Annotated in this window: 1 protein-coding gene; it reads right to left on the bottom strand. The window is 38.3% G+C overall.

Translation table 11 applies throughout. The annotated features are described in order from the left end of the window. On the bottom strand, positions 1–206 hold a 206-nt coding region (locus tag IV67_RS09525; RefSeq protein ID WP_236698265.1), incomplete at both ends, for a hypothetical protein.

A 206-nucleotide genomic window follows, 5' to 3' on the forward strand; every position in this document is an offset into this window, starting at 1 on the left:
CTGAATTACTTTCCTTTTTTGTGTCTGTGTGATACCACATCTTGCGAGCTGCATTTGCTATTTCAGGGGCTGTCAATTGTCCCTGAAGCCTAATATAACCCTTTGAATCTTGGGAAATAAAACCTTTTTCCTTGATATAAATATACGGACTTGGCATTTTCCCGTGCATCCAATAATAATCACGATCCGAATATCCTCGAATAGTA

The sequence above is a fragment of the Weissella minor genome (assembly GCF_001437425.1).
GTDB classification, from domain to species: Bacteria; Bacillota; Bacilli; order Lactobacillales; family Lactobacillaceae; genus Weissella; species Weissella minor.